Origin of the sequence: Pantoea sp. (genome assembly GCF_028283705.1) — a bacterium.
Lineage (GTDB): Bacteria > Pseudomonadota > Gammaproteobacteria > Enterobacterales > Enterobacteriaceae > Pantoea.
The window spans coordinates 1-26,683 of the sequence record NZ_JAPWKD010000020.1 but is presented as its reverse complement, the minus strand read 5'-3'; the positions used below and the strand labels follow the sequence as shown (position 1 = coordinate 26,683).

Annotated in this window: 23 protein-coding genes and 3 pseudogenes; 14 read left to right on the top strand and 12 right to left on the bottom strand. The window is 56.0% G+C overall.

The window, feature by feature from the left end; genetic code table 11:
• The first annotated feature begins 15 nt into the window (after nt 1–15).
• The gene (gene pnuC / locus PW844_RS17915) at nt 16–735 is read left to right on the top strand and encodes a nicotinamide riboside transporter PnuC (protein ID WP_299454682.1); all 720 of its coding nucleotides are present in this window, start codon (nt 16–18) and stop codon (nt 733–735) included.
• Here the strand turns inward: pnuC and zitB are convergent.
• The 3 genes from zitB to PW844_RS17900 are packed head-to-tail and all read right to left on the bottom strand — an operon-like array spanning nt 732 to nt 5,300.
• Nucleotides 732–1,691, bottom strand: a complete 960-nt coding sequence (gene zitB, locus PW844_RS17910; RefSeq protein ID WP_299454680.1) for a CDF family zinc transporter ZitB — start codon at nt 1,689–1,691, stop codon at nt 732–734. The two genes, pnuC and zitB, sit on opposite strands and share 4 nt — an antisense overlap.
• Complete coding sequence (locus tag PW844_RS17905; protein WP_299454678.1) at nt 1,660–4,719, bottom strand: ATP-binding protein; 3,060 nt, start codon at nt 4,717–4,719, stop codon at nt 1,660–1,662. The genes zitB and PW844_RS17905 overlap by 32 nt, the downstream gene beginning before the upstream one ends.
• Nucleotides 4,716–5,300 (bottom strand): response regulator transcription factor, encoded by a 585-nt coding sequence (locus PW844_RS17900; RefSeq protein WP_299454676.1) that lies wholly within the window; start codon nt 5,298–5,300, stop codon nt 4,716–4,718. The genes PW844_RS17905 and PW844_RS17900 overlap by 4 nt, the downstream gene beginning before the upstream one ends.
• Nucleotides 5,301–5,430: 130 nt before the next feature.
• Here PW844_RS17900 and PW844_RS17895 point away from each other — a divergent pair, with 130 nt between their 5' ends.
• The 7 genes from PW844_RS17895 to PW844_RS17865 all read left to right on the top strand — a co-directional run bounded on the left by PW844_RS17895 (nt 5,431) and on the right by PW844_RS17865 (nt 11,692).
• Complete coding sequence (locus PW844_RS17895; protein ID WP_299454674.1) at nt 5,431–6,288, top strand: MurR/RpiR family transcriptional regulator; 858 nt, start codon at nt 5,431–5,433, stop codon at nt 6,286–6,288.
• A gap of 133 nt (nt 6,289–6,421) precedes the next feature.
• Nucleotides 6,422–7,759 carry an aspartate aminotransferase family protein gene (locus tag PW844_RS17890; protein WP_299454672.1) on the top strand — a complete coding sequence of 446 codons (1,338 nt, stop codon included), beginning with the start codon at nt 6,422–6,424 and terminating at the stop codon, nt 7,757–7,759.
• A gap of 2 nt (nt 7,760–7,761) precedes the next feature.
• A complete protein-coding gene (locus PW844_RS17885; RefSeq protein ID WP_299454669.1) occupies nt 7,762–8,313 on the top strand; it encodes a carboxymuconolactone decarboxylase family protein in 552 nt (183 codons plus the stop codon).
• Between the two features lie 152 nt (nt 8,314–8,465).
• Nucleotides 8,466–9,218, top strand: coding sequence for a glutamine ABC transporter substrate-binding protein GlnH (glnH, locus tag PW844_RS17880; protein WP_299454667.1), 753 nt, complete (start codon nt 8,466–8,468; stop codon nt 9,216–9,218).
• Nucleotides 9,219–9,269: 51 nt separating this feature from the next.
• Nucleotides 9,270–9,926 (top strand): glutamine ABC transporter permease GlnP, encoded by a 657-nt coding sequence (gene glnP, locus PW844_RS17875; RefSeq protein ID WP_299454664.1) that lies wholly within the window; start codon nt 9,270–9,272, stop codon nt 9,924–9,926.
• Nucleotides 9,927–9,928: 2 nt separating this feature from the next.
• The gene (glnQ, locus tag PW844_RS17870) at nt 9,929–10,651 is read left to right on the top strand and encodes a glutamine ABC transporter ATP-binding protein GlnQ (RefSeq protein WP_299455004.1); all 723 of its coding nucleotides are present in this window, start codon (nt 9,929–9,931) and stop codon (nt 10,649–10,651) included.
• A 21-nt stretch (nt 10,652–10,672) separates the two neighbouring features.
• A complete protein-coding gene (locus PW844_RS17865; protein WP_299454663.1) occupies nt 10,673–11,692 on the top strand; it encodes a C45 family peptidase in 1,020 nt (339 codons plus the stop codon).
• 46 nt (nt 11,693–11,738) lie between these two features.
• Here the strand turns inward: PW844_RS17865 and PW844_RS17860 are convergent, their stop codons facing one another.
• Nucleotides 11,739–12,098, bottom strand: coding sequence for a YbgS-like family protein (locus PW844_RS17860; RefSeq protein ID WP_299454661.1), 360 nt, complete (start codon nt 12,096–12,098; stop codon nt 11,739–11,741).
• A 291-nt stretch (nt 12,099–12,389) separates the two neighbouring features.
• Here PW844_RS17860 and aroG point away from each other — a divergent pair, with 291 nt between their 5' ends.
• Nucleotides 12,390–13,442: a 3-deoxy-7-phosphoheptulonate synthase AroG gene (gene aroG, locus PW844_RS17855; RefSeq protein ID WP_299454659.1), complete on the top strand. Its 1,053-nt coding sequence runs from the start codon at nt 12,390–12,392 to the stop codon at nt 13,440–13,442.
• Between the two features lie 132 nt (nt 13,443–13,574).
• Here aroG and gpmA read toward each other — a convergent pair whose 3' ends face one another.
• The 6 genes from gpmA to modE all read right to left on the bottom strand — a co-directional run bounded on the left by gpmA (nt 13,575) and on the right by modE (nt 20,302).
• Nucleotides 13,575–14,327 carry a 2,3-diphosphoglycerate-dependent phosphoglycerate mutase gene (gene gpmA / locus PW844_RS17850; RefSeq protein ID WP_084873550.1) on the bottom strand — a complete coding sequence of 251 codons (753 nt, stop codon included), beginning with the start codon at nt 14,325–14,327 and terminating at the stop codon, nt 13,575–13,577.
• Nucleotides 14,328–14,472: 145 nt separating this feature from the next.
• Complete coding sequence (galM, locus tag PW844_RS17845) at nt 14,473–15,507, bottom strand: galactose-1-epimerase (RefSeq protein WP_299454655.1); 1,035 nt, start codon at nt 15,505–15,507, stop codon at nt 14,473–14,475.
• Nucleotides 15,501–16,649 (bottom strand): galactokinase, encoded by a 1,149-nt coding sequence (gene galK / locus PW844_RS17840; protein WP_299454652.1) that lies wholly within the window; start codon nt 16,647–16,649, stop codon nt 15,501–15,503. The genes galM and galK overlap by 7 nt, the downstream gene beginning before the upstream one ends.
• A complete protein-coding gene (galT, locus tag PW844_RS17835) occupies nt 16,650–17,693 on the bottom strand; it encodes a galactose-1-phosphate uridylyltransferase (protein WP_299454650.1) in 1,044 nt (347 codons plus the stop codon).
• A gap of 274 nt (nt 17,694–17,967) precedes the next feature.
• Nucleotides 17,968–19,443 carry a molybdate ABC transporter ATP-binding protein ModF gene (modF, locus tag PW844_RS17830; RefSeq protein WP_299454647.1) on the bottom strand — a complete coding sequence of 492 codons (1,476 nt, stop codon included), beginning with the start codon at nt 19,441–19,443 and terminating at the stop codon, nt 17,968–17,970.
• Nucleotides 19,444–19,519: 76 nt separating this feature from the next.
• A complete protein-coding gene (gene modE, locus PW844_RS17825; protein WP_299454644.1) occupies nt 19,520–20,302 on the bottom strand; it encodes a molybdenum-dependent transcriptional regulator in 783 nt (260 codons plus the stop codon).
• Nucleotides 20,303–20,423: 121 nt separating this feature from the next.
• Here modE and PW844_RS17820 point away from each other — a divergent pair, with 121 nt between their 5' ends.
• From PW844_RS17820 to modC, 4 genes and pseudogenes are all read left to right on the top strand, one after another.
• Nucleotides 20,424–20,579: an AcrZ family multidrug efflux pump-associated protein gene (locus tag PW844_RS17820; RefSeq protein WP_299454641.1), complete on the top strand. Its 156-nt coding sequence runs from the start codon at nt 20,424–20,426 to the stop codon at nt 20,577–20,579.
• A gap of 128 nt (nt 20,580–20,707) precedes the next feature.
• Nucleotides 20,708–21,481, top strand: a complete 774-nt coding sequence (gene modA / locus PW844_RS17815; protein WP_299454639.1) for a molybdate ABC transporter substrate-binding protein — start codon at nt 20,708–20,710, stop codon at nt 21,479–21,481.
• Nucleotides 21,478–22,155 (top strand): annotated as a pseudogene (gene modB / locus PW844_RS17810) (molybdate ABC transporter permease subunit); the annotation flags it as partial. The gene modA and the pseudogene modB, both read left to right, overlap by 4 nt.
• A 60-nt stretch (nt 22,156–22,215) precedes the next feature.
• Nucleotides 22,216–23,225 (top strand): annotated as a pseudogene (modC, locus tag PW844_RS17805) (molybdenum ABC transporter ATP-binding protein ModC).
• Between the two features lie 37 nt (nt 23,226–23,262).
• Here the strand turns inward: modC and PW844_RS17800 are convergent.
• Nucleotides 23,263–24,083 (bottom strand): annotated as a pseudogene (locus tag PW844_RS17800) (pyridoxal phosphatase).
• Between the two features lie 158 nt (nt 24,084–24,241).
• On the opposite strand from PW844_RS17800, the gene pgl reads away from it, so the two are divergent.
• Nucleotides 24,242–25,240 carry a 6-phosphogluconolactonase gene (gene pgl, locus PW844_RS17795; protein ID WP_299454636.1) on the top strand — a complete coding sequence of 333 codons (999 nt, stop codon included), beginning with the start codon at nt 24,242–24,244 and terminating at the stop codon, nt 25,238–25,240.
• A gap of 119 nt (nt 25,241–25,359) precedes the next feature.
• Here the strand turns inward: pgl and bioA are convergent, their stop codons facing one another.
• The gene (bioA, locus tag PW844_RS17790; RefSeq protein ID WP_299454634.1) at nt 25,360–26,649 is read right to left on the bottom strand and encodes an adenosylmethionine--8-amino-7-oxononanoate transaminase; all 1,290 of its coding nucleotides are present in this window, start codon (nt 26,647–26,649) and stop codon (nt 25,360–25,362) included.
• Nucleotides 26,650–26,683: the final 34 nt, after the last annotated feature.

Below are 26,683 nucleotides of genomic sequence, written 5' to 3'. Positions count from 1 at the left end.
AGACAGGTGCCCGTTATGGATTTCTTTAGCACACAAAACATTCTGGTTCATATTCCTCTTGGTGTCGGCGGCTACGATCTCTCCTGGATCGAAGCGGTCGGCACCGTGGCTGGCCTGCTTTGCATCTGGCTGGCCAGCCTGGAAAAAATCATCAATTACTTCTTCGGGCTGATTAACGTTACCCTGTTCGCGGTGATTTTCTTCCAGATCCAGCTGTATGCCAGCCTGCTGTTGCAGCTGTTTTTCTTTGTCGCCAATGTCTATGGCTGGTATGCATGGAGTCGGCAAAATGCTGCCCAGGAAGCTGAGTTGAAAATTCGCTGGCTGCCGCTGCCGAAAGCGCTGGGCTGGGGAGCCGCCTGTGTGCTGGGTATCGGCCTGATGACGCTGTATATCGACCCGGTATTTGCCTTCCTCACCCATATCGCAGTAAGCATGATGCAGGGCATGGGCCTGCATGTGGTGATGCCGCAATTGCAGCCGGATGCCTTCCCGTTCTGGGATTCCTGCATGATGGTGCTGTCGATCGTGGCGATGATTCTGATGACGCGCAAATACGTGGAGAACTGGCTGCTGTGGGTGGTGATTAACGTGATAAGCGTGATGATTTTTGCACGCCAGGGAGTGTATGCCATGTCACTGGAATACGTCATCCTGACGTTGATTGCCCTGAACGGTTCGCGGTTGTGGATACAAAGCGCACGCGAACATGGCTCGCGCGCGCTTTCTTCTTAATGACGATGTACGTGGCCTTCCAGCGCCTCATGATGATTGTGCTGGTCGTTGCCATCATCAAAGCACAGTTCACAATCCGGGCCGTTACAGGGCTGGTATTCCATCTGTACCGTGGCGTGAGCGATTTGATAATGCGTATGCAGGTAACGATGAATGCGCAGCAATAGCGCATCATGATCGTAAGGCGGGATCACCTGCACATGCAGCGTCAGCACCGGTTTCTCGCCCACCTGCCACAGATGCACATGATGAACATTGCGCACTTCCGCGATATTCAACGTCAGATCGCGCTTCAGCTTATCCACATTGATATTACCCGGTGCGCCTTCCAGCAACTCATGCAGGCTTTCACGCAGCAGTGACCAGGCGCTGCGCACCACCAGCAGTGACACCAGTAACGACAGAATCGGATCGATCGGCGTCCAGCCGGTCCACATGATGATCAGCGCAGCGACAATCGCCCCCACCGAACCCAGCAGATCGCCCAGCACATGCAGGGCGGCGGCACGTACGTTGAGATTCTTTTCTTCGCTGCCATGATGCAGCAGCCAGAAGGAGAGCAGATTCGCCAGCAGCCCGGCAACGCCAATCGCCAGCATCAGACCACCCGCCACCGGCTGTGGCTGGTAAAAGCGCCGCAGCGCCTCCCAGACGATCAGCACGGTAATCACCAGCAGGGCGATAGCGTTAACAAAGGCGGCGAGGGTCGTCAGCCGCAGCAAACCAAAAGTATGACGGGCATTGGGTTTACGCGCAGAGAATTGCACAGCCAGCAATGCCATCAGCAGCGCGGCGGTATCAGTGAGCATATGTCCTGCATCAGCGAGCAGTGCCAGCGAGCCGGAGATCCAGCCTCCGATGGCTTCCACCAGCATAAAAAGGGCGGTAATACCAAACGCCGCCGCCAGTCGCGTACGGTTGCCGTCAGGCCCGCTGTGAGAATGGGTGTGTGCCATAACTTTCCAGTTGTTTCAGTAACCTGTTGGTTAATGATATCAGTAAATCGAACGATTCAGGTTCCAGCCGTTGCTGTTTTGCCGCATCCGTCAGTTGCTGGCAATGGGTGGCGATATCATCGATACCCAGCAACAGCCAGCTGCCTTTCATGCGATGAGCAGCCCGCGCCAGTTCTGGCCAGTTCTGCCCCTCGTGCGCCGCCAGCAGGGCATCACGATCCAGCATCAGGGTGCGCTGTAACGTCTGGCAGATGCGCGGAATAAAGCTTTCGTTATGCTGGGCCAGGATGCGCAGGCTATCTGGCACATGGCTTAACGGGTCGTGCGTCATACGCGCCAGCAGGGGGGCGATAGCCGCCAGAGTGATGGGTTTAATCAGCAAAGCTTCATCGGGTTGTAGTGGCTGCTTTGCCAGTTGCGCATCAGCGGAACAAAGAATACGTAATGCGGCGCTGCCACGCTGACGCTGGCGGCGGCGCAGGATGCGCAGCAGAGTGAGGCCATCGGGACGTGGCATCATCTGGTCGATAAACAGCACGTCAAATGGTTGCCTGGCATCAGCGCGCAGCAGCGCACGTCCGTTATCAAACACCTCCGCATGGATGGCAAATGTCGCCAGCTGCTGCTGCATTACCAGTAAATTGGTGGGATGGTCGTCAACGATGGCCACACGCAGCTGTGGATAATGCGGCCAGCTGCTGGCGGTGGCTTCTGGCTCGCCATCGGCTAATTGCAGAGGCAATGTCACCTGAACAGTCGTACCCACGCCGGGTGCGGAGGTCAGCGTTAGCGTGCCGCCCATCCGCTGCACGATCTCGCGGCAAATAAATAAACCGAGACCGCTGCCCTGCACCGCATGAGTTTTCCCCGAGGGAGCCTGATACCAGGGTTCGAACAGCTGCGCTTGTTCTTCCAATGGAATACCGCTGCCACAGTCGGCAACCATCAGCACGATGTCATTACTCACCGCCAGCGTCAGGCGTATATCCCCGGCACGGGTAAACTTCAGCGCATTCGCTACCAGATTATTCACCACCTGTTGCAGACGATCGCCATCCAGCAGCACCGCCGCAGGCAGGGTGGTCAGCGCTTCCACCACCAGCTGTGGGCCAGCATCACGCATCAGGGGATGATAAAACTGCTGTTGCTGCTGCAACCAGTGCGCCAGATCGATGGGGCGGGGCGACAGGCGGAAGCTGTGGCTTTCGATGCGGGCGTGATCCTGCAAATCATTCAGCAGCGCCATCAGCGAACGTGCGCTGCTGTGCATCAGCTCCAGCCGCGGGCTGGGATGCAGCTCCTGTTCCAGCTCCAGCAGGCCGAGGATCGCTTGCATCGGCGTGCGCAGCTCATGGCTGGCGGTGGCCAGAAACTGGCTTTTCGCCGCATTGGCGCGTTCGGCCTGTTCACGTTGCAGCCGTTCACGTCGCTGTTGCAGATAACGACGCACCAGTAGTATCAGCAGCACCAGAATGGCGATGCCTGCGGCGATCAGCACCAGCAGCGGCACATTGCGCATCGTCATAGTGGTGCCGGGTTGTGGTGGCATCGACCAGTTATCGCGCATCTGGCTCAGGGTTTCCGGGGGGATTTGTTGCAACGCCCGGTCGAGTAACGCGCGCAGCACCGGTTGCTGTGCACTGATCTCCGGGGCCAGCGGCCAGGCAATATCACTGGCGGCAAACGCCAGATGGATACGATCGCCATAGTGACTGGCGATGCGCCAGCGAGCCGACAGCACATTATCCACCAGTGCATCGATCTGGCCGCTGTTCAGCGCCTGCCACAGCTGGCCACGATCGTCAAAAATCTGCGGGGTGACCCCGGCGGGCAGCATACGCTGTGCCAGGTCGGCGCGCAGTATTCCCACTCGTTGTCCCTGTAGTCCCTGCCAGTTCATCGGCTGATGCGCAGTGAGGGTATAAATGCCCCAGATGGCGCGCCACACCGGCAGGGTGGTGGCACCGTCCAGCGGTGGCAGCACGCTCAGCATCACCTGTTGCTGTTGCAGCAGGGTTGCGGCCTGTTGCGGATTAGCGACCCAGCGCGGGGTAAAACGCAGCCCGGTGCTCTGGCTGAGGGCATTGAGTAAATCGATGGCAAAACCACGCGCATTACCGCTGGCGTCACGATAACTCCAGGGTGCGTTATCGGCTTCGGCGGCGTAGGGGATTTCCCGATGCTGTGCCAGCCACTGCTGCTCGGCGGGGGATAGCATCAGGGTTTGCGTGTCCTGATAGCGCAGCAGAGGAGGGCTCCAGCGCTGTCTCACCCGGTTACTGAATTCGGCAGGCAGCAGGCGCAGCTGTTGATTCAGCCACTGGATCAACGCCGGATCGCGCGCCATCGCCCGCAAAGTAATGTCTCCGGCACCAGGATCAGCGGTGATTTGGTAAATCTGCCCCTGTTGCAGCTGGCTGAGCAGAAACCCGGCGCTGGCCTCGTCGGCCACCAGGTAATCACTTTGCTGATTGAACAGCGCGTACAGCGCCTGGAGATCCCCCGGCAGGCTATGCCAGCGGTGGGCGCGGACAAAATTGTCCGGCAACTGGTCCAGCGTGGATTGCGCCACGGTAAGCTGCGCATTGTGACTGTTGAACATCACGGCACGCTGATTGTCCCGGTTGCGATAAATACGCACCGGGCTGCTATACCAGCTGTCGCTCAGCCCGATAGCGGGCGACAGCGCTGCATGTTCGGTGCTCAGCACCAGATCCACCTCGCCACGCGCCAGTGCGGCCAGTTGCTGGCTAAGGTCGGGATAGCTTTCCAGCACGAAGTGGTTACCGGTGAGCTGGCTGAGTGCGCTGAGATAATCTGCGTCGATACCCCAGATTTGGTCACCGATGCGCATCGCCCAGGGGGCGCTGTTTTGTGCCGGTACTGCCGCGCGCAGCGGCGAGGTGGGCCAGGGACTGCTGTGTGGCGCTGGCATCATCGCGGGCAGCATCACGCTGCTGGCCGGTTGTAAATCCGCCTGTGCCAGCGTGCTGCACAGTAATGTCAGCAACAGGAGCCAACGCCTCACTGCTGCGCTTTCCACAGCTCGGCCAGTTCAATCACCGATTGCACCCCGGTTTTCTCCAGAATGTTCTTTTTATGGGTGCTCACGGTTTTGTTGCTGATATGCAACTGCTCGGCAATCTGCAAATTGGACAGGCCACGCGCCAGCAGGGCCACAATTTGCTGCTCTTTCTCCGTCAGCGGCAAATCAATGCGCTCGGGCAGGGCGGGAAAAGCCTGTTGTCCACCCAGCACCGCGAGGATGGCACTCAGTAATTGCGCCATGCTCTGGCTTTTCACCACATAACCGGCGGCACCGAGCGAAGCGGCGCGTAATAAGGTATGACGACTCTGCTCTGCCGAGTAGATCAACACCGGGCGCTGCGGATGGTGAATCCGCAGGCGACGCAGCAGCTCCAGACCATCGCTATCCGGCAGGCCAATGTCGAGAATGACGAGATCAATCACCTGCTGTTGCAGCAACTGACGCGCTCCGGCTTCATCGCTGGCAGCGAACAGCTGTAAAGGAATCGGGGATTTAGCGCAGGCCGCTTCCAGCGCGACCTCAACTAACGGGTGATCATCAATAAGCAGCAGCGCAGCCATAACCATATCCTGTCTTTTTCATTGCTTCAGCATAACGGAAAAGGGGGAAGGTGTTCATTATCTCATCCTTTCCCTGCCGTATGAGTGTTAACATCGTGCGGTGTCCCTTTATTAATAACGACGAAACGCCATGAATCTTCGGGAAAATATTGTCAGCCAGTTCAGCCTGCTCTCGCCGGAGTTACAGCGTGCCGCCGAGTTTTCACTGCAACATGCCAATAAACTGGTGGTGCTGTCGATGCGTGCCTTTGCCGCAGAAGGCGGCGTGAAGCCTGCCACGCTGCTGCGCCTGGCCCAGCGCCTGGGTTTTAACGGCTGGGGTGAATTGAAAAACGCCATGATTGACGATCTTGGCTTACGTAATGATACATATGTATCCAAAGCGGAAAAACTGATCGCTAAAGGGACGCAGCCTGCGCTGTACGAAGAGGTGTTTCTGGCGCATCAGGCTAATCTGGCTTTCACTCAGACAGAAAATCAGCAGGCGATGCAGCAGGCCGTGACCCTGCTGGATGAGGCGGAAAACGTCTATATCTGTGGTTTTCGCGCCAGCTTCCCCATCGCCTGGTCGCTGTTTTATGTTTACCGGCTTTTCAATCGCCAGGTGTCATTGATCGACGGGCTGGCGAGTAATATTGAAGTCTTTACCCGTGAGCTGACCGAAAAAGATTGCGTTCTGCTGACCAGCTTCGCCCCTTATTCGCGCGAATCGCTGGATGTGTTAAACGCGGCTACCGAGGCCGGCTCACGCATCATCGCCATCACCGACTCTCCGGTGTCACCGCTGGCGCAGGCGGCGGATTGTACCTTGTTGTTTTCCATTGATAGCCCGTCATTCTTCCCTTCCGTGGTTTCCGGTATGGGGCTGGCGGAGTGTCTGCTGGCGATGCTGGTGGCGCGACATGGCCGTGAAGCGGTCAGCAAAATCGAGAACGCGGAACGTTATCTGATTGATTCCGGTGCCTATGTGATCCCCGGTAAATCCTGAGCAATGATCCATTTGTTTCCATCATAAGAAAATACAATGCATTTGAATCATATTTGCATTGACGTGATTCAAATGGATCATGCAAGATGTTTTCAATCTATCGCGCAAGCGTTTTCAGGAGCAGGAAAAGAGCATGAGTCAGATCATTCACCGCAGCCTTCGTACCACGCCAGCCGTGGCGGTGAGCGCAGAGGGGGCTTACATCACGGATGTCAGTGGTAAGCGTTATCTTGATGCCTGTGGCGGCGCGGCTGTTTCCTGCCTCGGGCATAGCCATCCTGAAGTACTGGCAGCGATGCATCGTCAGATTGATCAACTGGCCTATGCCCATACCAGCTTTTTCACCAGCGAAACCGTTGAGCAGCTTGCTGAGCAACTGACCCGCACTGCGCCCGGTGACCTGAACTATGCCTATTTTGTCTCCGGTGGTTCTGAGGCGGTCGAAACCGCACTGAAACTGGCACGCCAGTATTTTGTTGAGATCGGTCAGCCGGAGCGCACCACTTTTATTGCCCGTAAGCAGAGCTATCACGGCAATACGCTTGGTGCGCTGGCCGTCGGCGGCAATGAATGGCGTCGCCGTCAGTTTGCCCCTTTGCTGATGGATGTGGTGCGTGTCTCGGCCTGTAACGAGTACCGCGATCGTCGTGATGACGAAAGCCAACAGCAATATACCCAGCGTCTGCTGAATGAACTGGAAGAGGCGATTCTGACTACCGGGCCGGAGAAAATCATCGGCTTTTGCGCGGAAACCGTGGTGGGTGCCACCACCGGAGCTACCCCGCCGACGCCGGGCTACTTCCAGGGTGTACGCCGCCTGTGTGACAAATACGGCATCCTGTATATCGCTGATGAAGTGATGTGTGGCATGGGACGCACCGGCACTCTGCATGCCTTTGAACAGGATGGCGTGGTACCGGATATCGTCACCATCGCCAAAGGCTTAGGTGGCGGTTATCAGCCGATTGGTGCGGTGCTGGCGAGTGAAAAGATTGTCGCGGCGTTACAGGCGGGAAGCGGCCTGTTCCAGCACGGCCATACTTATATCTGCCATGCCACGGCCGCGGCCGCCGCACTGGCAGTGCAGCAAATCATTGAGCGCGATAACCTGCTGGAGCAGGTGCAGCAGCAGGGGGCGTATCTGCACCAGGCACTGCGCGAGGTGCTGGGAGAGCTGCCGCACGTGGGTGACACCCGTGGGCGCGGTTTGTTCGCCGGTGTGGAACTGGTGCAGGACAAGGGCAGCAAAACCCCGTTCGATCCGGCATTGAAGTTACATGCCGCGATTAAAGCGCAATGCATGGAACGTGGCCTGATGGTCTATCCGATGGGCGGCACCCTCGATGGGCAATATGGCGACCATATCCTGATCGCACCGCCGTTTATCATCACCCGTCCGCAACTGGATTTTGTGGTGGAGACGTTACAGCAGGTGATTAGCACAGAAACGCGCAAGCTGGCGGGGCGTTAGTCATGAATCGTTTACCTCCGCTCGCCGAGCATCAATGGAGCGATGAACAACGCCAGCTGGTCGAAGAGATCATCAACGGACCACGCGGCGCATTGCTGCCACCGTTTGAACCGCTGCTGCGCAGCCCGGAGTTGATGGCTCATGCGCAGCGGATGGGTGAATATCTGCGCTATCGCAGCGCGCTGGGTCAGCGTCTGTCGGAACTGGCGATTCTGCTCACTGCGCGCCACTGGTCGCAGCCGGTAGAGTGGGCCATTCATGCCTCAATCGCCCGTGACAAGGGGATTTCCGCCCGCGCGGTGCAGGCGATTAATGAACAACGTCTGCCTGATGATTTGCAGGCTGACGAGTGGGTGGTGTATCACTTCTGTCAGCAATTGCATCAGCAGAAAAAGGTGCAGGACGACACCTGGCAACAGGCCATCGCTCTGTGGGGCGAAAAAGGTGTGGTCGATCTGATCGGTATTAACGGTTATTACAGTTTTCTTTCCATGATTATGAACGGTGCACAGACGCCGGTACCCGACACCCGGGATTTTATTATCCCCGCATAAGTGGTTCACTCGAAAATAAGAGCCGGCAGATAACGCATGTGTTGTGCTCTTATTCCCCGTGCTGAATAACATTGACTTTAAATGGTGGCGCAATGATTTATTGCGCTGCGCGAAGGCTACTGCCTGCATTTTCACTGACGCCGAGGGTTATTATGTCTGCATTTTTTACTAAATTAAAAGTCACACTGGCACTGGTTGCCTGTTCCGCGAGTTTTGCTGCGATGGCTCAGGATAAATTAGTGGTGGGTGTTGATACCGCATTTGTTCCTTTTGAATTCAAACAAGGCGATAAATATGTCGGTTTTGATATCGACTTATGGAATGCCATTGCGCAGAAAATGCATGTCAGCTACGAATTACGTCCGATGGATTTCAGCGGATTAATTCCGGGTCTGCAATCACGCAATCTGGATGTGGCGATGGCAGGGATTACCATCACCGATGCCAGAAAACAGGTGGTTGATTTCAGCGAAGGTTATTACAACGCTGACCTGTTAATCGCGGTAAAAAGCGGTGATAACAGCATCACCAAATTCAGCGATCTGGCCGGTAAAAAAGTGGGGCTGAAACAAGGCACTGCGGCGGCCAGCTTTATGAAAAGCAAATATAAAGCCGATTACGTAGAGTTCCCGAATATCGACAATGCCTATCTCGATTTGCAGGCGGGTAATCTGGATGCCGTGGTACACGACTCTCCCAACGTGTTGTACTACGTAAAAACCGCCGGGGATGGCAAAGTGAAATCTGTTGGTGAAAACGATAGCAGCCTGCCGCAGCAGTATGGCTTTGCTATGCAGAAAAACAGCAGCTGGACGCCGAAAGTCAATGCCGCGTTGCAGGCATTGCGCACCGATGGCACCTACAACAAGATCTACGTGAAGTGGTTTGACAAGCAACCTAAATAATCCCATTGGGCCGGTGTCAGCCGGCCTGAATTGAGACAATCTGGTCGATATATGAATTTCGAAACAAAATATATATGGGAATCCCTGCCGTTATTATTGCAGGGGTTACAGCTGACGCTCATCATCTCGCTGACGGGTTTGTTAGGTGGCTTTGTTATTGGTCTGCTGGCCGGCACCTGTCGTGCACTCGGTGGTCGGGTATCGAAGACGATATCGCTAATTTTCGTCGAACTTATTCGCGGTACACCGATTATGGTGCAGGTAATGTTTATTTACTTTGCACTGCCGATGGTGCTACCGATTCGTATTGATCCGGTGACCGCTGCGATTGTTACCATTATTATCAACTCCGGCGCTTATATTGCGGAAATCACCCGTGGTGCCATTTTATCGATTAATAAAGGTTTTAAAGAAGCAAGCCTGGCGATGGGGTTATCGCAGCGCAGCACGCTGTGGTTCGTCATTATGCCGCTGGCGTTACGCCGTATGATTCCGGCATTGGGTAACCAATGGATCATCAGCATTAAAGACACGTCGCTGTTTATCGTGATTGGTGTGGCTGAGTTAACACGTCAGGGACAGGAAATTATCGCCGGAAACTTCCGTGCGCTGGAAGTGTGGACCGCCGTAGCACTGATTTATCTGCTGGTGACGCTGTGCCTGAGCTTCCTGCTGAAGCAACTGGAGAAAAGGATCCATATTTTATGAGCATGGTTGAATTCAATGCGGTGTCGAAGCATTTCGGTGCGACCCAGGTGCTGCACGATATCAATTTAAAAATTGAAGCCGGAGAAGTGGTGGTGATTATCGGTCCGTCGGGATCGGGGAAATCGACGCTGCTGCGCTGTATCAATAAACTGGAAGAGATTTCATCCGGCACCCTGCTGGTAGCGGGCATGCATATCACCGACCCACACGCCAATGAATGCGATATCCGGCGCGAGGCGGGAATGGTGTTTCAGCAGTTTCATCTGTTTCCACACCTGACGGCACTGGAGAATGTGATGTTCGGCCCGATTCGCGTGCGTAAGCAGAGCAAAGCGGCGGCGCGTGAACAGGCGCTGGCGCTGCTGGATCGAGTAGGTCTGCGTGAGCGTGCGGATCATTATCCCTCGGAATTATCGGGCGGCCAGCAGCAGCGTGTTGCCATTGCCCGCGCGCTGGCGGTAAAGCCAAAAATGATGTTGTTTGATGAACCGACCTCGGCGCTCGATCCGGAGCTGCGTCATGAAGTATTGAAGGTGATGCGCTCGCTGGCGGATGAAGGGATGACGATGGTGATCGTGACCCATGAGATCGGTTTTGCCCGTGATGTGGCATCGAGACTGATTTTTATTGATGGCGGTACCATTGCTGAAGATGGTCCACCTGATATCCTGCTGAATGCCAGCCGCAATCCGCGCCTGAAAGAGTTTTTGCAGCACGTTTCCTGAACACAAGTGAATGATAACACCATGAAAAAAATCGCAATCAGGGGTTCCGCCTTTGCCATCGGCCAGCAGTTGGGTGAGTTTGGCCGTGATGCCTGGCATCGGGAGCTGACGCAAACCCGGCTGTGGCAAACCGTGGTCGCCATGCAGGGCTCTGAACAGTTGCAGGCGATGCGCGCGATGGTGATCGCGCAATATCCGCTGATTTGGCAGGAATTACAGGGTATGGCGCAGGGGCTGGCAGCCTCCATCGATGAAGTCTTTGCCTGGAACTGCCGTGGCGATTTAGTCCGCTCCACCTCGGATGGTTGCACCACGGTGGCGGGTTGTACCCCAACCGGTGAGGTGCTTATCGCCCATAACGAGGATGGTTTCCCTCAGTTGCGTGATGATTGTGCGCTGGTGAGTGTCACGCCGGATGAAGGGCTGGGTTTTACCAGCTTCGCGTATCCCGGTTCCATTCCCGGCCATACCTTTGCGGTTAATGAAAAGGGTATCGTTAACACGGTAAATAACATCCGGGCGCAGCATCGCCCGCTGGGTTTACCGCGCCAGGTGCTGGCCCGTGCGGCGCTCAATGCCAGCTCGCTGGATGAGGCCGTGCTGGTGTTAACCACGCATACGCGCGCGGGTGCTTTTCACCATACGCTGGGTCAGATGGGCGATAGCCGGGTGTTTAGCGTTGAAGCCACCGGTTCAGGTTGTTCAGTGGTAGAACTGACGTCGGTCATGGGCCACGCCAATCATCTGATTCATCCGGTGATGGCCGATGTGCAGCAGGTGATCACCGCCAGCTCCGCCTCACGCCAGAGCCGGTTGATCGCCTGGCAGGCCAGCCAGCCGCAGCTGGATGCGGCTGCCGCGCGGGCGATTTTATCCGATCAGCATGATGCTGAGCTGCCGATCTATCGGCTTGCACCGCAGGACCCGGACGAAGAAAACACCCTGGCGACGGCGGTATTCACCCTCGGCGCACAGCATGTTGACTGGCAGGTGTTTGGTCTGAATCGTGAAGTCGCAGTATGGCAGGGAAGGGCAGACTAACGGCAATGCCGTCATCCGCCAGGATGACGGCCTGATAAAAAGTCATTTACTGGCTGGTGCCGTCAGTTTTGCTATTGACGTCATCACTACCGGTTTTGGTTTTGACTTTCTTATTTATGTCCGGACATTTTCCGTCTTTACACTGACTATTTTTATTCACTTCGCTGGCAGACATATTACTGCTGCTCCCACCTGAAGTAGCTGCGCTATTGGTGTTGCTATCAGTGTTATTAATTTTGCTGTTATCGACTTTATTGGGCGGCAGATTCTGTTTTGCGCCACCGGCAGCCGCACCGGCATCAGCCGCCTGATTGGTGGTGCCGTTATTGTCAGCCGCCGCCATTGCAGCGCCACTACCCAGAGTCATTGCTGCTGTCAGAAAGATCATTGCAAACTTATTCATCATTTTGCTCCTGTAGTTTATGACAGTCGCCGTCTTAAACCCGATGGTGCGGTTTGACGAAAACAAAGCACCCCGACGGAATATAATTCCATCTAAGATGTGTCGTCTGAATATAAATAATGAAGGTGATTAATTTCGTAGTGCTTACTATTAAAAGTCTAGTGCAAAACCGCATAAATGCAAATTTCGCTTATACCCTTTCCCCGCATGGGCAATTTACAGCTGTTGCCTGACGGGCTACATTGGACGGGTTGCGTCCGGCGCGCGCCGGGCCAGAAATTGAATGGAATAAGCATGAATTACCAGAACGACGATTTACGTATTCGAGAAATCAAAGAGTTATTGCCTCCTGTTGCGCTGCTTGAGAAATTTCCTGCGACCGATAACGCGGCACAAACCGTTGCTAAAGCCCGTCAGGCTATCCACCGTATTCTGCATGGTGCAGACGATCGCCTGCTGGTGATCATCGGACCCTGTTCGATCCACGACACCACTGCGGCAAAAGAGTATGCAGAACGTTTACTGCAGCTGCGCGATGAGCTGAGCGGCGAGCTGGAAGTGGTGATGCGCGTCTATTTTGAGAAGCCGCGTACCACGGTGGGCTGGAAAGGGCTGATTAACGATCCTTACATGGACGGCAGCTTCCAGATCAACGATGGCCTGCGTCTGGCGCGTAAACTGCTGGTGGATATTAATGACACCGGCCTGCCCGCTGCTGGTGAGTTCCTCGATATGATCACCCCGCAATACGTGGCTGATCTGATGAGCTGGGGCGCAATTGGTGCGCGTACTACTGAATCACAGGTGCACCGTGAGTTGTCCTCCGGTCTGTCCTGCCCGGTCGGCTTCAAAAACGGCACTGATGGCACCATCAAAGTGGCGATTGACGCTATCAACGCTGCCAGCGCGCCGCATTGTTTCCTGTCAGTCACTAAATATGGCCATTCGGCGATTGTCGAAACCAGCGGTAATGAAGATTGCCATATCATCCTGCGTGGCGGTAAAGAGCCGAACTACAGCGCTCATCACGTGGCTGCGGTAAAAACCGGGCTGGAAAAAGCGGGCCTGACGCCGCAGGTGATGATCGACTTCAGCCATGCCAACAGCAGCAAACAATTCCAGCGCCAGATGGTGGTTGCGGAAGATGTTGCGCAGCAGATTGCGGGTGGCGAGCAGGGGATTACCGGCGTGATGCTTGAGAGTAACCTGGTGGAAGGTAATCAGAGTCTGGAGAGCGGTGAACCGCTGGTGTACGGCAAAAGCGTGACGGATGCCTGCATTGGTTGGGAAGATACAGATAAAGTGTTGCGCCAGTTGGCGCAGGCGGTTAAACAGCGCCGCGGTTGATTTGTTGCACTGATTCGTAGCGGCGCGATTTATCGCGCTGTTATAAAACCCGCGCGATAAATCGCGCCGCTACGCAAAATGAAAGGCCAGACTTGCGTCTGGCCTTGTCTTTTATCGTCTGGCCTTATTTTTTTATTTCGCTTTACCCTGGTTTGCGACGGCTGCGGCTTTCGCAGCAATCTCATCAGCATCACCCAGATAATAACGTTTGATCGGCTTGAAGTTTTCGTCGAACTCATACACCAGCGGAACGCCAGTCGGGATGTTCAGTTCGAGGATTTCATCTTCGCTCAGATTGTCGAGGTATTTTACCAGCGCACGCAGGGAGTTACCGTGCGCAGCGATAATCACTTTCTCACCGCTCTTGATGCGCGGCAGAATGCTGTCGTTCCAGTAAGGAATAACACGCTCGATGGTCAGCGCCAGGCTTTCGGTGGTCGGCAGCTGGGCATCAGTCAGTGACGCATAACGCGGGTCGTGGCCCGGGAAACGCTCATCGCTGCGATCCAGTTCCGGCGGAGTCACGGCAAAACCACGACGCCACTGTTTCACCTGATCGTCACCGTATTTCGCCGCGGTTTCAGCTTTGTCCAGACCCTGCAGTGCACCGTAGTGACGCTCGTTCAGACGCCAGCATTTTTCTACCGGCAGCCAGGCTTGATCCAGCTCATCCAGTACATTCCACAGGGTGTGGATGGCACGTTTCAGCACGGAAGTGTAGGCAAAATCGAATACGAAACCTTCTTTCTTCAGCAGCTGACCGGCTGCTTTGGCTTCGGTGCGACCCTTATCGGACAGATCCACATCGTACCATCCGGTGAAGCGGTTTTCCTGATTCCACTGGCTTTCGCCGTGGCGCACCAGAACCAGCTTAGTTACGGCCATAGCTTAACTCCTTAATGCTTGATGATTATAGAAACCGGCGGCGGCCACCTGATTGAGCGGCTCACTAATAGCGCCATACCATAGCGGAAAACATCGCACTGCGTAAGCCTGTCCACGACGCAGTGCGCGTTTTTCAGCCTGCTGATCAGTGCGGGGTGAGGCGGTAACGCGTCACAGACTGCCAGCTGTCGCCAGGTTGCAGCCAGCAATCTGGCTGTGGCCACTCAGTATGGTTGGGCGAATCCGGTAAAAATTCACTCTCTAAGGCGATGCCCTGGAAAGCAGTATAGCTTCCCTGCTCGCGGGCGCGTGTTCCGTCCAGATAGTTGCCGGAGTAGAACTGCAGCGCCGGGGCAGCGGTAAATACGCTCAGCTCCAGTTTGCCGTCAGCCGACCACAGTCGGGCTGCGGGCTGGCTGCTGTCACCTGTGGTATTCAGCAGAAACGCATGGTCATAACCTTTTACCGCTTTCTGATCGTCATCGGCGAGGAAGTCATCGGCAACGGTTTTCGGCTGGCGAAAATCGAAGCTGGTTCCCTCCACCGCTTTAAGCGGCGCATTGGGGATGCCTTCACTGTCGACCGGCAGATAACGGTCCGCCAGCAGTTGTAAGCGATGCTGGCGTGCATCACCATGATGCGCGTCAAGGTTGAAGTAAGCATGATTGGTCAGGTTAACCGGGCAGGGCTTGTCGGTGCGGGCCTCGTAGTGGATCGACAGACAATTGTCGTCATCGAGGTGATAGCGCAGATCAGCAATCAAATTGCCGGGGAAACCCTGATCGCCATCAGGCGAATCGATACGATAATGCACCTCAGTTTCGCTCTGACTGAGAATTTGCCAGCGGCGCTTATCAAATCCTTCCGGTCCGCCGTGCAGCTGATGTTTACCCTGATTGGCGACCAGCGCCAGATTCAGCGGTTGCAGCGTGGCGTTGGCAATACGGTTGGCATAGCGGCCCACCGTCGCCCCAAGATAGGCGTCCTGATGCAGATAATCAGACGGCGTAGCGCAACCAAGCAGCGCTTCGCGCACGCTGCCATCCTGCATCGGCACACGCGCCGAGAGCCAGGTGGCTCCCCAATCCATAAAGGTCACTACCATGCCGTTGCGATTGCGTAAGACGGTAATCCGCCACGGTTGTCCGTCCGGTGCATGTGATTGCACATCATTTACCATTGGCCCGCTCCTTCAGAAGCTTTGCACACGTAAAAGGTTTCTTTGATACCGGTTTTGGCTTCGTATTGTTCGGCCACTGCGGCCTTCACCTGATCCACCAGATCGGTTGGCATCAGCGCCACGATGCAGCCACCAAAACCGCCACCAGTCATACGCGCACCACCGCGCGTACCGATCTCAGCTTTGACGATCTCGACCAATTGATCAATCGGCGGCACGGTGATTTCGAAATCATCACGCATCGAGGCGTGCGATGCGGCCATCAGCTCACCCATACGGGTCAGATCGCCCGCGCTGAGTGCATCGGCGGCTTCCAGCGTGCGGGCGTTTTCAGTGATCACATGACGTACGCGTTTGGCGACCAGCGGATCGAGCTGGCTTGCTGCGGCGGTGAATTCTTCCAGCGTGACATCGCGCAGCGCCGGTTTGTTGAAGAAGCGTGCACCGGTTTCACACTGCTCGCGACGGGTGTTATATTCGCTGCCCACCAGCGTGCGGCGGAAGTTGGAGTTGATGATCACCACCGCCACATCGGCAGGCATCGACACTGCGCGGGTGCCAAGGGTGCGGCAATCCAGCAGCATGGCGTGATCCTGTTTACCAAGCGCGGAAATCAGCTGATCCATGATGCCGCAGTTACAGCCGACAAACTGGTTTTCTGCTTCCTGGCCGTTCACCGCAATGGCAGCACCGTCGAGCGGCAGTTGCCACAGTTGCTGGAAGACGGTGCCTACCGCCACTTCCAGCGATGCCGATGAGCTCAGGCCTGCACCTTGCGGGACGTTACCGCTGATCACCATATCCACACCGCCAAAGCTGGCATCACGTTTTTGCAGATGTTTCACCACGCCACGCACATAGTTAGCCCACATCGGCTCGGTTACCGGCTCAATCGGCGCATCCAGCGAGAAGCTGTCTTGTTGATTGTCGTAATCCACCGCGACCACGCGCACCTGGCGGTCATCACGTTTGGCGCAGGCAATCACGGTTTGATAATCAATGGCGCAGGGCAGTACGAAACCGTCATTATAATCGGTGTGTTCACCAATCAGGTTTACGCGGCCCGGTGCCTGAATGCTGTGGCTCGGCTGATAACCAAATGTCTCAACGAAGGTCTGTTGTGTAATGGATTTTAATGACATTTATTGCGCCTCGCGGAAATGGACATCGCTGACAGAACGCAGGCGTTCTGCCGCCTGTTCTGCCGTTAAATCACGTTGGGTTTCGGCCAGCATTTCATAGCCAACCATAAATTTGCGTACCGTTGCTGAACGCAGCAGCGGCGGATAGAAGTGAGCATGCAGCTGCCAGTGTTCGTTAGCTTCACCATTAAAAGGTGCACCGTGCCAGCCCATCGAGTAGGGGAAGGAGCACTGGAACAGGTTGTCGTAACGGCTGGTCAGTAGTTTGATCGCCAGCGCCAGATCTTTACGCTGGGCGTCCGAAAGATCGGTGATGCGTTTGACATGCGCTTTGGGCAGCAGCAGGGTTTCAAACGGCCATGCTGCCCACCAGGGCACCACTGCCAGCCAGTGACCGGTTTCTACCACCGTGCGGCTGCCATCTTTCAGTTCACGCGCGGCGTAATCCACCAGCATCGGTGTACCTTTTTCGGCAAAGTAGCGACGCTGATGCGCATCTTCGCGCTGTGCTTCGTTAGGTAAAAAGCTGTTGGCCCAAATCTGTCCATGCGGATGGGGGTTGGAGCAGCCCATCGCCGCGCCTTTGTTTTCGAATACCTGCACCCACGGGTAGTGCTGGCCGAGGTCGGCGGTTTGTTCCTGCCAGGTACGGACGATATCTTCCAGCGCGCTGAGCGGCAGCTCGGGCAGGGTTTTGCTGTGATCCGGCGAGAAGCAGATCACCCGGCTGGTGCCGCGTGCGCTTTCGCAGCGCATCAGAACGTCGTCGCTCTCGGGGGCGTCCGGCGTGTCAGTCATCAGGGCGGCAAAGTCATTAGTAAAGACGTAGGTGCTTTTATAATCAGGGTTTTTATCACCGGTGATACGGGTGTTACCGGCGCAGAGGAAGCAATCGGGATCGTGTGCGGGCAGCTTTTCCAGTGCCGGTGTTTCCTGTGCGCCTTGCCACGGGCGTTTAGCACGATGTGGCGAGACCAATACCCATTGATCGCTTAGCGGGTTATAACGGCGATGCGGATGATCGACCGGGTTAAATTTTTCCATGTGTGATCCTGGTAAAAAACAAACAGATAAAAATGACTTCGATCAAAGTAGCACAAAGGGCAGACTGAAAGCGTGATCCAGTCTGGATAAATGGTATCGTTTACACAAGGTGACGATTCTCATTTTGTGGGTTTATGTACTACGTTTTCTGAATAAGTGGGCAGGGAAATGGTAACGGTTACATTAATGGGTGTGGCGCGATAATCGTGCCGCTACTTATGATCGCACCTGGCGTAGCGGCGCGATTTATCGCGCATGTGTTTGGGTGTGGACCTTAACGCAGCTTTTCCTGTTGGTAGCCGTAGCCACCGTCATCCTGTGCCACAAAACTCAAACGATGGGTGATGCACTGCGGTGCATCCTCAGCATGGTGCGAAACAAACAGCAATTGCGTCCGCCCCTCACCAATCAACACATCAACAAAACGGCGTACCAGCAGGCGGTTGATCGGATCCAGGCCCTGCAATGGCTCATCAAGGATCAGCAACGCGGGATGTTTGACCAGCGCGCGTGCGATCAGCACCAGCCGCTGCTGGCCCCATGACAGGCTATGGAAGGGGGCATCGGCCAGTGCGTTATCCATCCCCAGCAAGGCCAGCCACTGGCGCGCGAGCGCTTTCTGTCGATCGGACACCGCCTGATACAGGCCAATCGAATCGAAGAAACCCGACAGAATCACGGTGCGGACATTCACGCTGACGCGATAATCGAGATGCAGGCTGCTGCTGACATAACCAATATGTTGTTTGATGTCCCAGATGGTTTCCCCGCTGCCGCGCCGGATACCGAACAGCGTTAAATCGTTACTGTAGCCCTGCGGGTGATCGCCGGTCACCAGGCTGAGCAGGGTGGATTTGCCTGCGCCGTTCGGTCCGACAATCTGCCAGTGCTCGCCAGGATTAACTTGCCAGCTCAGGCCGTTAATCACCGGTTTGTCGTTATAGGACACCACGCCGTTGCGCAGAATCACGCGCGGCGCATCATCCGCCAGCGGCGGGAGCTGATCGGGCGCATCGGCCTCCGGCAGCGCCATTCCCTCCAGCTTCTCGCTGTGCGCCAGCTGGGCCACCAGCGCTTCCGCCAGAATCGCGCGGCGCTCGCCGACGTGCGTCAGGGTGCATTCCGCCAGCACGCCAACCTGCTGAACAAAATCAGGAATATCATCAAAGCGGTTCAACACCAGCACCACGGTGTAACCCTGCTGATGCAGATCGCTCAGCGTTTGCGCCAGGCTGGCACGGGACGCCACATCCAGGCCATCAAAGGGTTCATCGAGGATCAGCAGGTCCGGCTGCGCCATCAGTGCCTGGCACAGCAGCGTTTTGCGGGTTTCGCCGGTGGAAAGATATTTGAAGCGACGATCGAGCAGATAGCTGATACCAAACTGCTGCGCCAGCGCCTCGCAGCGTGCTTCGTCCTTCACTTCATCCTGAATGATCTGCGCGGCGGTGCGACCGGTGTCATCTTCGCCTTCACTGAGCAGATCGGTGTTATTGCGTTCCCACTCTTCGGTCACCAGCGTTTGCAATTGCTCCAGTGATAAACGCGTCGGACGCTGAAAGTTATGGCTGACGCTGCCTTTACCCGCGAGCAGTTCACCTGATAACGCGCGTGCCAGCGATGACTTGCCGCTGCCGTTGGCACCGACAAAGGCCCAGCTTTCACCGCTGTTAAGGGTTAAATCGTTGAGGGACAGCACTCGGGTGTCGCTAAGACGAAACATGCCTTGCGAAATTTGCAATGAAGCCATGATTTATTCCATTTTATGCATCGTGTCACTCAGTTGTAGCGACCGCTGCCAATGAAGTCAAATCATGGCCAGGATTTCAGAGCAGTGTGGCGATGATGGCGTGTTCCGCATTAAAACTGGCGGTGACGTTATCGCCAGCCTGTAGATTCTGCTGTGCCACTTCGCTGTTAGGGACGGTAGCACACAGAATTTCTCCCCCCGGCAATGCCAGCAGCACTTCGCTCACCTGATCGCCGGGTTCGATGGCGGTGATCTGCACAGCCAGCTGATTATCACTCTGGCTGGCAGCACGGCTGACCTGAATCCACGGCGCTTTGATCAGCACCAGCACTTCTTTGCCGTTTTCCAGCTGCAAACGCTCGGCGCTGCGCTGGGTCAGCGCCACCTGCAGGCGGGTCACGCCATCGCTCAGCAGCACATCAAGATGCTGTACCACCTGCTGGTGATCACGTGTCAGCACCGTACCAAAAAGCTGGTTACGCGCGCTGGTCTGTAACGAGAAACGGGCAATCGCCGCCAGCAGGCTATCGAGGGGCAGGCTGTCATTCTTCAATACATCAAAGGCTTTTTGCTGAATCTGCTCCATCAGCTGAAACAGCTGGATCAGGCGTTCGCCGTAACGCGTCAGCTGCGCTCCACCGCCGCCTTTGCCACCGGTGGCACGTTCTACCAGCGTTTGATCGGCCAGTTGGTTCATTTCGTTGATGGCATCCCAGGCACTTTTGTAACTGATACCCGCCAGTTTTGCCCCCTGGCTAATGGAGCCGGTTTCCTGGATGCGCTTCAGCAGCTCAATACGACGCGGATCGGCAAACAACTTCTGTTGCAGACGAATATGAAGAGAGAGTTCAGCTTGCATGTCAGCTCCTTAGGTTTGTCTGTCGATTCTAATCAGCTGTTAAAGTAAAAGCACGAAAAGGGCATGGCACTTTATTCTCAGGACGTTACAATCACTTTTTTATTTTCTGCGTGAGGTTTCCATGCTGGAACTGCTAAAAAGCCTGGCCGTCGCCGTGATTATGGTGCCGATTGTTATGGCTATCATGCTGGGCCTGATTTACGGCCTCGGCGAAGTGTTTAACGTCATCTCCAAATTTGGCCGTCGTGACGATCGTTCCGCCAACGGCTCACATTGATTTTCCAGCGCCCGCATCTCGCGGGCGTTTTGTCCTTAACTTCCGTCAAATCCTGCCGATATAAAGCTCATGACAGCATCAAACCTTGCGTTGTAGTATTCAGTATATAACGTAACAAGGAGATAAAAATGCTATCAAAACATTACCGCTGGGGTGCCGTTGCCGTTCTGTCTTTCTCACTGACCGGACCGGCACTGGCCGCAGAGAAAATCACCGTGTTTGCTGCGGCTTCACTGACCAATGCGTTGCAGGAAATTGGCACGCAATATCAGAAGCAGACCGGCGTTGAGGTGGTGTCATCTTTTGCATCTTCGTCCACGCTGGCACGCCAGATTGAACAGGGCGCGCCAGCGGATTTGTTCATCTCTGCCGACCAGCAGTGGATGGATGATGCGGTGCAGAAAAAGAGCGTGATCGACAACACGCGCTATACCCTGCTGGGCAATGATCTGGTGCTGGTGGCTCCGCGCAGCAACAACGCTAAAGAAGTCACCATCAATGAAAAAACCGACTGGAAAAGCCTGCTGAAAGGCGAGCGTCTGGCGGTGGGCGATCCGGACCATGTACCGGCCGGGATTTACGCCAAAGAAGCATTACAGAAACTGGGCGCATGGGACACCTTAGCGCCAGTGCTGGCACCGGGCAATAGCGTGCGTGCGGCGCTGGCGCTGGTCGAACGTAATGAAACGCCTTACGGCATTGTTTACGGTTCTGATGCGGTCGCCAGTGATAAAGTCCAGGTTGTCGGTCGTTTCCCGGAAGATAGCCACAAACCGGTGGAATATCCGATGGCGATTGTCAAAGAACATCAACGTGCGCCGGTTGAGGCCTTCTACAAATATTTGCAGGGGCCGGAAGCCGCCGCAGTGTTTAAACAGTATGGATTTACGCCGAAGAAATGATACTGAGTGATCCTGAATGGCAGGCGGTGTTTCTCAGCCTGAGAGTCTCCTGCGTGGCGGTGCTGTGCAGCCTGCCGTTTGGCATCCTGATGGCCTGGATTCTGGCACGCTGCCAGTTTCCAGGCAAAACCCTGCTGGATAGCCTGATCCATCTGCCACTGGTGTTGCCACCCGTGGTAGTGGGCTATCTGCTGCTGATTTCCCTCGGACGCCGTGGCTTTATCGGCCAATGGTTGTATGACTGGTTCGGTATCAGTTTTGCCTTTAGCTGGCGCGGTGCGGTCATTGCCGCGGCGGTAATCGCGTTTCCGCTGATGGTACGGGCGATTCGCCTGGCGCTGGAAGGCGTCGACACCCGGCTGGAACAGGCGGCGCGCACCCTGGGTGCGGGGCGCTGGCGCGTATTCTTCACCATCACCTTACCCCTGACGTTTCCTGGCATTATCGTTGGCACGGTGCTGGCCTTTGCCCGCTCGCTGGGCGAATTTGGTGCCACCATCACCTTTGTCTCCAATATTCCTGGCGAAACGCGCACCATTCCCTCATCGATGTTTACCCTGATTGAAACGCCCGGGGCGGAAAATGCGGCGGCACGGCTGTGTGCGATCTCCATTTTACTGGCGCTGCTGTCGCTGATGGTATCCGAATGGCTGGCACGCCGGGGCCGCAAACGGCTGGGGGATAATCATGCTGAACTCAATTTTACCCAGCCGCTGGGCACGCACTGCCTGCAAGTGGATGAGATACTCCCGGCAAAGGTATTACCGCCATTTTTGGCGTCTCCGGGGCCGGTAAAACCTCGCTGATCAATGCCATCGGTGGTTTAACGCGTCCGCAAAGCGGGCGCATAGTGCTCAATGACCGCGTGCTGAACGATACGGAAAAGCACGTCTGCCTGCCCCCTGAAAAGCGCCGCATCGGCTATGTGTTTCAGGATGCACGCCTCTTTCCGCACTACAAGGTGCGCGGCAATCTGCAATACGGCATGGCCGCCACGATGAAGCCGCAGTTTGATAGCCTGGTGGCGCTGCTCGGTCTGGAACCGCTGCTGCGGCGTGCGCCGTCTTCTTTGTCGGGCGGTGAGAAACAACGCGTGGCGATTGGTCGTGCACTGCTGACCGCACCGGATATCCTGCTGATGGATGAACCGCTGGCTTCGCTCGATCTGCCACGCAAACGTGAGCTGATGCCTTATCTGCAACGCCTGGCGCGCGAAATCAATATCCCGATGCTCTACGTCAGCCACTCCCTCGACGAAATTCTGCATCTGGCGGACAAAGTGATGGTGCTCGAAGCGGGGGTGGTCAAGGCGTTTGGATCGCTGGAAGAGGTGTGGGGAAGCCGGGTCATGAACCCGTGGCTGCCGCCGGATCAGCAGAGCAGCGTGCTGAAAGTGAGCGTGCTGGAGCACCATCCGCACTATGCGATGACCGCGCTGGCGCTTGGCGATCAACATCTGTGGGTGAAGAAGGGTCGATCGCCGCTGAAAACCGTGCTGCGCATTCGCATTCAGTCCTCCGATGTGTCACTGGTGCTGCAGCCGCCGCAAAACAGCAGCAATCGCAACGTCCTGCCCGCTCAGGTGGTGGAGTTGCTGGAGATTGACGATCAGGTGGAAGTGAAGCTGCGCATCGGCATCAGCGAATTGTGGGCGCGCATCTCGCCGTGGGCGCGGGATGAGCTGGGCATCCGGCCAGATCAGTGGCTGTATGCCCAGATTAAAAGCGTCTCAATTACCGCCTGATTCGTCGCGATTCAGGCACATCCCGTAGCGGCGCGGTTTATCGCGCGGGTTTTGTAGATTCTATATCCTCGGCGATGGTGTCGGTGGTATTGTCGCCAATCACCACGTCCGCGCGGGCTTTGACCGCCTCATCCGCGTTGCCCATCGCAATGCCGGTTCCGGCGGCTTCCAGCATGCTGAGGTCGTTGTAGTTATCACCGAATGCCAGCACATCTTTCATGCTCAGACCCTGGCTCTCCACCCACTGCGCGAGGCGTTTTCCTTTGCTGTTGCCGCGCTGGGCGATATCTACCTGATCGTGCCACGACCATTCACAAGCCAGCCCCAGTTCGGCTTCGGTCTGCTCAGCGAATTGTTGTAACTTGTCGCCATTTTCATCGGTGAGGGCAAATTTCCAGATGGCCTGCACCTCCTGCGCCGTCTGCCCGAGCGACGCCACCTGGGTAAAGGTGGGACGCTGTGCAACCGGCAGCGATTCCTGGCCCAGTTTTGCGTACGCACGACATGGATGCTGGTAAAGCATCGCGTCATCGACATATAGCAGGCCGTGAATGTCCTGCTGGTCGAGCATTTCAATCACGCGTACCGCCTGTGATTTCTCCAGCGGATCGGATGCCAGCACTTTTTTTGCCTGATAATCATACAAATAGGTGCCGTTGCAACAGATTGCGGGTGTATCCAGTTGCAGCGCCTGATAAAAAGGATGAATGGCAACATGATGTCGACCCGTGACGATAATCAGTTGATACCCGGCTGCTGTGCGCGCGCCAGCGCGGTCAAGGGAAGCAGGCAGAAGAGTTTTACGCGGGGGTCAGCAGGGTGCCGTCTAAGGTCAAGGGCAATAACTCGGGAGCTCATTTCGTTTTCCGTGGTGGGAGATTTTAGCTGCCGGAATGGTCTACACCGGGCAACCGCGCTGGGCAAAAACCACGGGCACAAATCAGCATTCCACCGTCCAAAACGACATCGCTGCTACAGTGACTACACTGCTTTTGCAAGCCGAACAAGGAGAACGCATGAAACAAGTCGTGTATACCGCCAGCCCCGAGAGCCAGCAAATCCATGCCTGGCAGCTACAGGAAGATGGCGCGCTGACGTTACTGCAGGTGACGGATGTTGCGGGTCAGGTGCAGCCTATGGTGGTCAGCCCGAAGAAAGATTTCCTCTATGTCGGCGTGCGTCCGAATTTCCGTGTGCTGGCCTACCGCATCGCTGCTGATGGCACGCTGAGCGAAGCGGGTGAAGCCCCACTGCCGGGCAGCCCGACACATATCTCCACCGACCGTCTCGGTAACTATCTGTTCTGCGGTTCCTACAACGATGCCTGTGTCAGCGTCAGTCCGATTGGTAGCGATGGTGTGCCGCAGGCCCCGAGCCAGGTGATTGGTGAGCTGGATGGTTGCCACTCTGCCAATATTGATGTGAAAAATCAGACGCTGTTTGTTCCGGCACTGAAGCAGGACCGTATCTGCCTGTTCAAGCTGAGCAGTGACGGTACGCTGATGCCGCGTCCGCCAGCGCAGGTGACCACCGTGGAAGGGGCTGGTCCGCGTCATATCGCGTTCCACCCGAATCGCAGCTACGGCTACTGCGTAAACGAGCTGAACAGCAGCGTTGACGTCTGGCAGCTCCGCAACCCGCACGGTCAGATCGAGTGCGTGCAGACGCTGGACATGATGCCTGAGAACTTCTCTGACACCCGCTGGGCGGCAGATATTCACATTACCCCGGACGGGCGTCACCTGTACGCCTGCGACCGTACCAGCAGCATGATCACAGTGTTCAGCGTCAGTGAAGACGGTGGCCTGCTGACCCTCGAAGGTTTCCAGCCGACGGAAACGCAGCCGCGTGGTTTTAACATCGACCACAGCGGCAAGTACCTGGTAGCGGCGGGACAGAAATCTCACCATATCGAAGTGTACAAAATCAGCGACGATCGTGGTCTGCTGACACCGCTGGCGCGCTATGCGGTAGGGCAAGGCCCGATGTGGGTGGTGATTCACTCGCTGGATTAAATCCTTGCGCTTAAAACCTTGCGCGATAAATCGCGCCGCTACGGGGCGGTGCGGTTTTTGGACGGGACAGGCATCCGGCACTTGATCGTAGCAGCGCGATTTATCGCGCTGTTTTTATCTCACTGAAAATGATGCGAAAAATCCAGCGCATCACGCACCGCGTCGGTGAGTTTCAAAAGCTCAGTGGCGGAAATCACATACGGCGGCATCAGATAAATTAAGCGTCCGAACGGACGGATCCACACCCCACGCTCAACAAAGAACTGCTGTAACGCCGCCATATCCACCGCCTGGTGGGTCTCAATCACGCCAATCGCCCCCAGCACGCGCGCATCTGCGACGGCGGGATGGCTGCGCAATGGCAACAGCGCGGCACGCAGCTGCTGCTCAATATCGGGCACCTGGGTGGACCAGTGGCCTTCATTAATCATGGTCAGACTTTCCACTGCCACCGCGCAGGCCAGCGGATTACCCATAAAGGTCGGGCCATGCATAAAGCAGCCTGCCGCGCTACGGCTGATAGTGTCCGCCACTTCACGGGTGGTCAGGGTGGCGGAGAGCGTCATGGTGCCGCCGGTCAGCGCTTTCCCCAGACACAAAATATCCGGTGTGATCCCGGCATGTTCACAGGCGAACAATTTACCGCTGCGGCCAAATCCGGTGGCGATCTCATCAGCAATCAGCAGCAAACCGTAGCGATCGCACAGTTCACGCACTTGTTGCAGATAACGCGGATGATAAAAACGCATGCCGCCTGCACCCTGCACAATCGGCTCCAGAATCACCGCCGCAATCTGCTGATGATGCTGCTCCGCCAGACAGGCAAAATCGGCGAAATCTTCCTCCTGCCACGCCTCATCAAACCCCAGCTGCGGTGCAGCTGCGAACAGATGCTCCGGCAGATAACCGCGCCACAGGCTGTGCATCGAGTTGTGGGGATCGCACACCGACATGGCGGCAAAGGTATCGCCGTGATAACCGCGTTTCAGGGTGAGGAATTTTTGTCGGGTTTCGCCGCGTCCCAGCCAGTATTGCAACGCCATTTTCATCGCCACTTCGACGGCGATCGAACCTGAATCGGCGAGGAATACGCATTCAAGCGACTCGGGCGTCATCGCCACCAACTGGCGACACAACGCCACTGCGGCCGGATGGGTGATACCGCCAAACATCACGTGTGACATTTGGCTGATTTGCGCCTGCATCGCCTGATTGAGGCGGGGATGGTTATAACCGTGAATCGCGGCCCACCAGGACGACATACCATCCACCAGTTCGCGTCCATCGGCCAGCTGTAACTGGCATCCGTGTGCCGCTACCACCGGGTAGCAGGGCAATGGATTCTGCATCGAGGTATAGGGGTGCCAGATATGCTGGCGGTCAAAATCGAGGTCATCCTGAGTGAACATGGGTATTGTAAACCAAAATTAAAAGATTTAGTTT